Origin of the sequence: Elizabethkingia miricola (assembly GCF_001675285.1) — a bacterium.
Lineage (GTDB): Bacteria > Bacteroidota > Bacteroidia > Flavobacteriales > Weeksellaceae > Elizabethkingia > Elizabethkingia miricola.
The window spans coordinates 1-7,377 of sequence record NZ_LSGQ01000020.1; the positions used below are offsets into that span (position 1 = coordinate 1).

Here is a 7,377-nt window from a genome sequence, read left to right on the forward strand (position 1 = left end):
GGGGGGGGAGTTAATTATTTTTTGGGTTTTATAGCTTCTGGAAGTGGATAGCCTTTGATTCTTGCAATGTGCTGGTTGAATGTTGCCCAAACGTCACGATCTTTAAATTTGAAATGCATTGTACCTTTTTTAAAAGCTTTACATTCAAAGAATCCCCAATCAAACCATTCTCCATAATTATATGTGTCTTCATAAACTATTGAACAGTAAATAGATTTTTGAGATAATATATCTTTCTCTTGTTCCGCAAGATCCTTTCTGTAGAAAGCATTAATGGTTTCTCCATTAGAATTAACAAGCTTATAATTATATTTTATTTGAGCGTACAAGGATGGCATGTAGTCATAGTCTCGTCCTGTTATGAAGCAAAGTGCTTTGGCAAGATCTTCTATTATATCATTAGATGAACTAATTTCTATTTGTGATTGCCCCTTGTACCAGCGTTGATCCTGCCAACAAATATTACCCTTTATAAATTTTTGATTAACCAAATAATGACTATTTGTCTTCCATCCTTCGACGCTATATCTGTTTTCATGATAATGCATAGTAAGCTTATCAAAAACCTCTAATAATGCCTTATCCATTCTGTTAGAAGTAGTACCAATTATAATTTCTAACATTTTATAAATGTTTTTCATGGTAAATTTCATTGACTTTTGCTTCTCTATGAATGCATTAATATCATCTCTTACACCTCTGGTTATAAACTTTCCCATATCCATTTTAGAAAAAATCCATTGCCAAGAAGCTTTTTGCAAGTTTTTAGCAAACTCTTGCCTATTAGTAGGAACATCGCCTTCTCTACAAACAAAAGTCAGATCTATAATGCCTATACCAGATGTTACAGCATTCATTTTTACTGCATTAGCTAGTACTTCATCGTATAGCTTTACAGCGCTTACATATCTCTGCACTACCTCTCTAATTGCATTATAGGACATTATTCCATTTTCTTGTTTCTCAATCTCATCATCTTCATCAGAGAAATATTCAGAAAAATCAGATTTAGAACCTGGCTTGGTTATTCTAATAAGTCCAATCTCAACATTAGTTTTCCTTTCAGCAGAAGAAAATACATTGCCTATATTTTCATAAGTGCCATAATTAGTTATTATATTTGATAAGATATTTCTGCTTCTAGTATATGTATTGCCGACCATATCTGCATTACATAATGCAATAATTTCACAACCATCGGGACAAACTTCCCATGCATATAAAATATGTTTTTCATCTGCAGAGAAAGGCGGGTTCATGATGATATAATCTATATGAGAAATCATGTCGGAGGTAACCTTTAAAAAGTCATCAGAAATAACCTTACATTTTGCTTGTAAAATAGTTCTCAAATCATCATTAAGCTCACAAGCAATAACATTTGCACCTGAGTTTTGGCAAAAATCTACAATGTCACCTTTGCCGGCACTCGGCTCTAAAACAACTTTATTATTTAAATCTAAATCCCAAGTCATTTGTGCAATAACTGATTCAGGTGTTGGGTAAAAATCTTTATTAAACATGATGTGTGTTATTTTTTTAACAAATCGTATTTTGATACATATAAGTCAAGATCTTTCAATAATGATCTTGTTTTGCCAGGCATATAACTACCCTTTAAAGGCTTGTGTCCATATCGGATAATAACAGCGCTGTATATTCTTCTTCTGAAAGTATCTTGTGTATATCCAAAAGGCATCTTTTTCGCTTCTTTTGCAGCTGAAAGAATCTCTTCATCAGAAGCTGCATCAGTTAATGCCTTAAATTTTATTTCAAAATCTTCTTTAGTAAACAAACCCTTTCTATGTTCTAAGTCTTTTAATTGTTCAAATACGTTCATGACATTTTTAATTTTATTTTCTTTGACAAATGTATGTCATTTTGAAATACGTTCAAAATATTTTTACACTTTTTTGTATTTTATTTTGACATACATTTTATATATTTGCTTAAAATATTGTAGGAATGGCCAAAAAATTATTATCAATAAGGGTTTCTGATGAAGTAGATTCTTTGCTGAAAAAGATAGCTGAAAAGAGACAGTCGACTCAGGCGAATGTTGTTGAGGAGGCAATAAGAGACCTTGCTAAAAAGGAGAAGCTGAAATGATGGGTATTTAAATATACCCCTCTGCCTTGGCATTTGATTTTAGTCGCTCAACACTACTTTTAGATAAGCCTGTGCTTTCGGATATTTCTTTTATTGTCATTCCTAATTTCATACCTTCTAATACCGCGATTAGGTTTTCATCATTTTTAGGAAGTTCTAATGCCGGATTTATCTTGTCTTTATAACGCTTCAAAGCGTGTAGGTAGTTACTTGATGTTAGATTGTATTTAATACAAATTTCAAGTTTTGACAATCCCGCTTCATAATCTACTCCAACTTTATAGTATTTCAGATTTTCCAGATAATACATTTTCTTTTTCTTAGGAACTGTATTAACAAGCTTTCGCCTCATAGCATTATCTTTACTGGTAAGGCGTATGACTGGAACATCCTTGGTTAGTTCCTTCACATTTTCTAAAACTTCTAAGCTTTCTAAATGCTGCTGCGTTTTTGTCTTAGACCCTGCCTTATTGGTTAAGTCCTCTATTTTAGACTTTCGCTTATGTTTCATTCTTGTTGTTTTTCAAATAGTTATACACCAAATCATCTTTCACTAACTGGATCGCTAGACCCTTTAAGAATTCATTATTGATTATTCGATTTTCTTCAAGTTCATTTAATAGCTTTTTAGCCTCTTTAATTCTAAAATGAATACTCTTACCCTTCTGAACTTCTTTCGTTAAAATTTGATGCATTTTTGATCGAATTAAGGCATTCTTGTCACTAGCAGTCAATCCGGAAAAACATCCTTTCGAATCTAATTCAGAATAAAAATGTCCAGCATAAACGCAAGGCTCATTATTTTCGACCTTCTGCAGAAGCTCGTTCCACATCTTTTCTCTTCTGGCTTTTTTAACATCTTCAGACTCCTGTAAAACAGGATTAAGCGCACTTGATATTCTTTTCCGGCCTTTATTCCACTCTTCACTACCATGCTTAAACTCCTGATAAGCCTTTAGAATTTCGCCTGCTGTTATCAAACTAAGGTTGGGAAAAACCTTTATTTCTGGAAAATCCTTACGAAGTGCCATCCGATATGCTTCAATAATTTCAAGCCCTGTAAGTTGGTAACCTTGGCAGAAGCTAATCCAATTCGCCCCAGTTATTTTCTTTTCTTCCTTGCCCTCCTTTGTGGAAACGTCGAATTTAATCCCAACCATTGACGAAACTGTATTCAAGGTTTCTATGATCTTTTCGCCACTATTTTTGAAGATCGGATGCTCTATCTCTCGTTTTACAATCTCAGGAAGGGACTGTAAAATCGTCAATGGTAAATTGGTTATTTTTCCCTGAAACCTGACCTGACTGAACTGATCTGCCCTTGCTAGATCCCGTCCCTGTTGCGCTAGTTGATTCTCCACTGCTGTATTCTTTTTTTAGTTTGAAAAGCCCTTCCCAGTTACACGCTATCGTTTGATTTAATATTTTCCGTCCAACTTTAGGATCATTACCTGAAATCTCCAGAAACTTGTCTACCGCCATTTGCTCCCACTTCACCCCTGCATATGGCTTTTTCTTTTTTGCTTTCCGATATTCAAGCCAATCAGACCATATGGGCTTAAAGTCTTCCGGGATCATTAACTCTTCTTCAGGAATATTTTCTTTTTTTCGCGCAACTTTTTTTCTTTTAACAACAGGCAGAGGTTTACTCAAAGATTTTTCTGCCTCTGATTCATCAGAATTTTTTTTTCCGTCAGAGGGGGGAGAAAAATCGTCAACGACATTTTCCCCTTTTGTTTCTTTTTCTAAAAGAATAACATTATCATTTACATTACCATTATCATTTACATTATCAGCTTCGTTTGCTTCATTTTGCTTAGCATCCGAAGCATTTGCTTCATTTGCTTCCAAATCTGTAACATCAGAAGCGCTTGCTTCGTTTTGTTTATTCCGATTTCCCCCACTTCTTAAACCTCCTTGACGACCAGCCTCTGCCCTTTTTTTCTTAACCTCTTCATATTTGGATAAGTCCCTTTTTAACTGAGTTTTTATTGGCTCAAATGCCATCTGCAAAAGCCTATCATCAAGCACTGGGTTTTCATCACTCACATAAGCGAAAAAGTGCTTTATCAATTTGCCAGCTTCATCGTCCGACAGGAGGTCAAATGTGTTTCTCCAATCACAATAACCGACAAATGATTTTTTATCCCTTGCCATACATTTCAATATTATACTTTTGACAAAAATTCTCTAACTCTGGTATCAAATCCGTTTTTTCACTTTCATAAAATTTATTAAATTGAGGATCATGAACCGGCTTAAGGAATAAGCTAACTGCCTGATGAGAAAACCCCAGAATACGGCTCGCATGAATCTTTTTCATTCTCAATTCATTTACCAGAAATAAAGACAACATTCTACGCTGCATTACTAATTCTCTATTCCTACATTTTGTAGTTAATGCATTTTTATACTTGGTTTTTAAAAAACTTTCTATTGTCATTTTAAAACAATGTTTGTGTGTTTGTATTATTACCGATATTTTTATCTTTCTTATTTGGTTTAGGGGATATATTTGCACCATTCCCCCACGCTACCGCCTCATTAAATGTGCCTGAAAACGGGATCATTCTCTTTCCCTCCATTAAGTAAAACATACTTCCTTCTTTGAATAACCACCCCCTTTTTACTTTCATTCAAAAGCAGACGTTTGAATTGCATAACCAAAATTTCTTACCAACTCGATGGCGCTTGCATTTTCCACTAAGGAAGCTCCAACACTGATATAAATTGTCCTACTTTTAGAAACTATCTTATACCCTTCTTTTCTCAATACTCTGTGCAGAGCATATCTGCGTTTATTGTCTTCTTTGGTAAAACCTCTTACCCTTGGATGTCCGGCCATAACTCATGGAATTAGAAAGGAAGATCATCATCGTCATCATTACCAAATACATTGGTATTCTGATTTGCATTGTACTGATTAGCTACAGGAACTGGCTGACTAAATCCTACCCTTTCAATTTTGAATACATTTAAATTCTGCACATGCCCTGTAGTACCGTCGTCTTTCTGATAAACTCTACCCTTTGGACTATAGTCAACTTGAATCTTATCACCTCTCTGGAACTGCTCAAGCAATGAAATTTTATCCCCAACAACTTGAAATTTCAACATATTAGGATATTCAGTACCATCATCTTGATTATATCGCTTACAGTCCAGATAAAATTCTTGAACTCTAAAACCTCCATCGAATTCTTTTAAATCGCTTTTTTGCACCAATGTGCCAACTTGCTTGCTCATATTGCTATTTCTTTTAAATTGTTAATTTTTGTTTTTAAATGATTGATTCTTTTTCGTAGTAAATTTTTGCCTTCATTAGTTTGGCATCTGTGAAAATCTTGTTCTAATTCGGATTTACTATCGACATAGCCCTGATAGAGCTTTTCTTGCGTTTTAATTATTTCAGACTTATTTTCAATAATTGTGTACAAGTCACGTTCATAAATTCCATTCTTTTCGCTTCCGATAACTTTTATATATCCGGCAAAAAGAAGTTCATTGAATCGATTTGACACCTGATTTATTTCTAATCTTAAGTAATTAGCAACATCATAAAAGGTGCATGACTTCATTTCTTTTATTGCATCATAGACAAGTCTTCTCTTCTCAGGAAGATGTTCTCTTACCTGAGAGTATGTTTGGTTTGACGTAATAGACATTGTTAAATTTTTTGAATTTGCGTTGGATGCAGGTAATAATGAGACCTATTGTAAGTAGCAATTATAGTATTTCCAGTCTCATAAACAACCTTAAGGATTTTACACCATAGTTCAGGGTAATCGGTTAACCCTTCTTTATTCAGCTTGCAAAACATTTTTCTTGTTTTTTTTGGCTATCCGAAGAAGATCACGGAAGATGTTCTGATTTTCTTCCGTTATTCTTCGGTCTTTACGAATCACAGCGTTTACGGTATCAATGACATAACCGTGCTTTAAAGCAGCTTCTCTCTTTTCATCGGTTGAAGTATGCTCTTTGATAAGAGCAAGTTCTTCACTCGTAAATTTCTTTAAATTCATATTTTAATTTTCTATTGATTTTGGTGCTAATTCAACATTATTCCAGTTTGGTAAACTCATTTGAACCAATCCAAAAGTATTTTCTTCTGCCAATGAGTCATAACCTGGATAAACACCCAATTCTGCACATTTTTGAATATCTCTAAGAGCTGTACGATACTTATATTTGCCCATTTCAATATCTTCTGGTTTCCATACCAATACAGCAATGGCAAAAGGCGCAACAGTTTGCAAGAAAATGGTAATTGTACAGTTGAAATCCCTGCCTGTCACTTCTGAACAAACCTCTTGATACATGCCTTCTGAAAGGTCATAGTGAAGTTTTGCTGAATTAGCCATGAATGCACGTAAATCTTCACAAGCAGAACTTTTAATCGATATAATAGCATTACACCCTATATTTTCTTCAAATTGAAGCGCATCAGGTCTAACTTTCACATCAATACCTGTTTCTGGATCGGTATGATAAAATGAAATTTCTCTTTTAGAATGCTTTAGAAGCCTTGGTAAAAGCCCGCCACCATAACGCTCATAATGCTTTCTAAGAATCTGTATTTTTAGAAAATTAGTCTCACCAATCGCTTCTTTGCCGGACAATACAGCTAAACTTCTGAAATAAACCTTTTTTCCATCGATTTTATCCATCGATAAATTGAGCTTAACAACATCACTACTGGCCATATCAAACGCTTCTTCTGGTGTAATTTGTTTACCCTCGTGGTCAATACCATACCCCTGATCATTTATAACCTTTGTCCAGAAGTTAATTAACTCATTAACCCCCTCAGTGCTTGATAAAGAAGATTTTGGTTCAACAATTACTCTGTCAAATTTTGTAGGCTCTAAAATCGCTTGATGCGCAAATGTGCCCATTTCAAAATGGTTCTTTTTGTCTTCAAGTTTTTCGAGTGCTTTTTTATCGCCATCTATTGCAAATGAAAAATGCAACGGCGTTTTCAGTATTTCTTTTATAGTCGAACTACCATAATGCTTAGCACCTAAATATTTTTCGAAAGTATCTTGAACAACAGCACCATTGACACGTAAATCTTTAGTGTATACATGTTTTGTTTTCTTATTCGTAAGAATAAAATCAGCAATCTGTTGTGGTGATGCATATTCAGCAAGAGGACGTGTATAATCAATCGTTTTAGTTAACGATTCGCCTTTTTCGGCTGAATTGAGGGCTGAAAGAACATCAGCCCCGAATTCAAAACCTTCAAAATCACTATTCATTGTTAGAACC

13 protein-coding genes are annotated in these 7,377 nt (G+C 34.4%); 1 reads left to right on the plus strand and 12 read right to left on the minus strand.

Annotated elements, in window-relative coordinates:
- Window positions 1-14 precede the first annotated feature (14 nt).
- Window positions 15-1,523 (minus strand): DUF4942 domain-containing protein, encoded by a 1,509-nt coding sequence (locus tag ATE49_RS10990; protein ID WP_065082213.1) that lies wholly within the window; start codon window positions 1,521-1,523, stop codon window positions 15-17.
- Window positions 1,524-1,531: 8 nt separating this feature from the next.
- Window positions 1,532-1,840 carry a hypothetical protein gene (locus tag ATE49_RS10995; protein WP_065082214.1) on the minus strand — a complete coding sequence of 103 codons (309 nt, stop codon included), beginning with the start codon at window positions 1,838-1,840 and terminating at the stop codon, window positions 1,532-1,534.
- A gap of 125 nt (window positions 1,841-1,965) precedes the next feature.
- Here ATE49_RS10995 and ATE49_RS20035 point away from each other — a divergent pair, with 125 nt between their 5' ends.
- Window positions 1,966-2,109, plus strand: a complete 144-nt coding sequence (locus ATE49_RS20035) for a ribbon-helix-helix protein, CopG family (RefSeq protein WP_081278462.1) — start codon at window positions 1,966-1,968, stop codon at window positions 2,107-2,109.
- Between the two features lie 7 nt (window positions 2,110-2,116).
- Here ATE49_RS20035 and ATE49_RS11000 read toward each other — a convergent pair whose 3' ends face one another.
- The 10 genes from ATE49_RS11000 to ATE49_RS11045 form a co-directional block, all read right to left on the minus strand.
- Window positions 2,117-2,620 (minus strand): helix-turn-helix domain-containing protein, encoded by a 504-nt coding sequence (locus ATE49_RS11000; RefSeq protein ID WP_065082215.1) that lies wholly within the window; start codon window positions 2,618-2,620, stop codon window positions 2,117-2,119.
- Window positions 2,610-3,377 carry a hypothetical protein gene (locus ATE49_RS11005; RefSeq protein WP_065082216.1) on the minus strand — a complete coding sequence of 256 codons (768 nt, stop codon included), beginning with the start codon at window positions 3,375-3,377 and terminating at the stop codon, window positions 2,610-2,612. Before ATE49_RS11005 ends, ATE49_RS11000 begins: the two co-directional genes overlap by 11 nt.
- The gene (locus tag ATE49_RS11010) at window positions 3,352-4,266 is read right to left on the minus strand and encodes a DUF6291 domain-containing protein (RefSeq protein WP_065082217.1); all 915 of its coding nucleotides are present in this window, start codon (window positions 4,264-4,266) and stop codon (window positions 3,352-3,354) included. Before ATE49_RS11010 ends, ATE49_RS11005 begins: the two co-directional genes overlap by 26 nt.
- Entirely contained in the window at window positions 4,253-4,552 is a 300-nt protein-coding gene (locus ATE49_RS11015; RefSeq protein WP_065082218.1) for a hypothetical protein, read from the minus strand. Before ATE49_RS11015 ends, ATE49_RS11010 begins: the two co-directional genes overlap by 14 nt.
- Window position 4,553: 1 nt before the next feature.
- Complete coding sequence (locus ATE49_RS20370) at window positions 4,554-4,745, minus strand: hypothetical protein (protein WP_065082219.1); 192 nt, start codon at window positions 4,743-4,745, stop codon at window positions 4,554-4,556.
- Window positions 4,742-4,954: a hypothetical protein gene (locus ATE49_RS11025; RefSeq protein WP_065082220.1), complete on the minus strand. Its 213-nt coding sequence runs from the start codon at window positions 4,952-4,954 to the stop codon at window positions 4,742-4,744. Before ATE49_RS11025 ends, ATE49_RS20370 begins: the two co-directional genes overlap by 4 nt.
- A gap of 11 nt (window positions 4,955-4,965) precedes the next feature.
- Window positions 4,966-5,355, minus strand: coding sequence for a DUF3127 domain-containing protein (locus tag ATE49_RS11030; protein WP_065082221.1), 390 nt, complete (start codon window positions 5,353-5,355; stop codon window positions 4,966-4,968).
- Window positions 5,352-5,774, minus strand: coding sequence for a hypothetical protein (locus ATE49_RS11035; RefSeq protein ID WP_065082222.1), 423 nt, complete (start codon window positions 5,772-5,774; stop codon window positions 5,352-5,354). The genes ATE49_RS11030 and ATE49_RS11035 overlap by 4 nt, the downstream gene beginning before the upstream one ends.
- Before the next feature lie 135 nt (window positions 5,775-5,909).
- A complete protein-coding gene (locus ATE49_RS11040; RefSeq protein ID WP_065082223.1) occupies window positions 5,910-6,131 on the minus strand; it encodes a hypothetical protein in 222 nt (73 codons plus the stop codon).
- Between the two features lie 3 nt (window positions 6,132-6,134).
- Window positions 6,135-7,377, minus strand: a 1,243-nt coding sequence (locus tag ATE49_RS11045; RefSeq protein WP_221407072.1) for a PD-(D/E)XK nuclease-like domain-containing protein, incomplete at its 5' end; no start/stop codon positions are given.

Excerpts from the sequence above, each read along its gene's own strand:
- ATE49_RS11040 (WP_065082223.1), bottom strand. The coding sequence starts at position 6,131 with ATGAATTTAAAGAAATTTACGAGTGAAGAACTTGCTCTTATCAAAGAG.
- ATE49_RS11035 (WP_065082222.1), bottom strand. The coding sequence starts at position 5,774 with ATGTCTATTACGTCAAACCAAACATACTCTCAGGTAAGAGAACATCTT.
- ATE49_RS10995 (WP_065082214.1), bottom strand. The coding sequence starts at position 1,840 with ATGAACGTATTTGAACAATTAAAAGACTTAGAACATAGAAAGGGTTTG.
- ATE49_RS20370 (WP_065082219.1), bottom strand. The coding sequence starts at position 4,745 with ATGAAAGTAAAAAGGGGGTGGTTATTCAAAGAAGGAAGTATGTTTTAC.
- ATE49_RS10990 (WP_065082213.1), bottom strand. The coding sequence starts at position 1,523 with ATGTTTAATAAAGATTTTTACCCAACACCTGAATCAGTTATTGCACAA.
- ATE49_RS11015 (WP_065082218.1), bottom strand. The coding sequence starts at position 4,552 with ATGACAATAGAAAGTTTTTTAAAAACCAAGTATAAAAATGCATTAACT.
- ATE49_RS11000 (WP_065082215.1), bottom strand. The coding sequence starts at position 2,620 with ATGAAACATAAGCGAAAGTCTAAAATAGAGGACTTAACCAATAAGGCA.
- ATE49_RS11030 (WP_065082221.1), bottom strand. The coding sequence starts at position 5,355 with ATGAGCAAGCAAGTTGGCACATTGGTGCAAAAAAGCGATTTAAAAGAA.
- ATE49_RS11025 (WP_065082220.1), bottom strand. The coding sequence starts at position 4,954 with ATGGCCGGACATCCAAGGGTAAGAGGTTTTACCAAAGAAGACAATAAA.
- ATE49_RS11010 (WP_065082217.1), bottom strand. The coding sequence starts at position 4,266 with ATGGCAAGGGATAAAAAATCATTTGTCGGTTATTGTGATTGGAGAAAC.
- ATE49_RS20035 (WP_081278462.1), top strand. The coding sequence starts at position 1,966 with ATGGCCAAAAAATTATTATCAATAAGGGTTTCTGATGAAGTAGATTCT.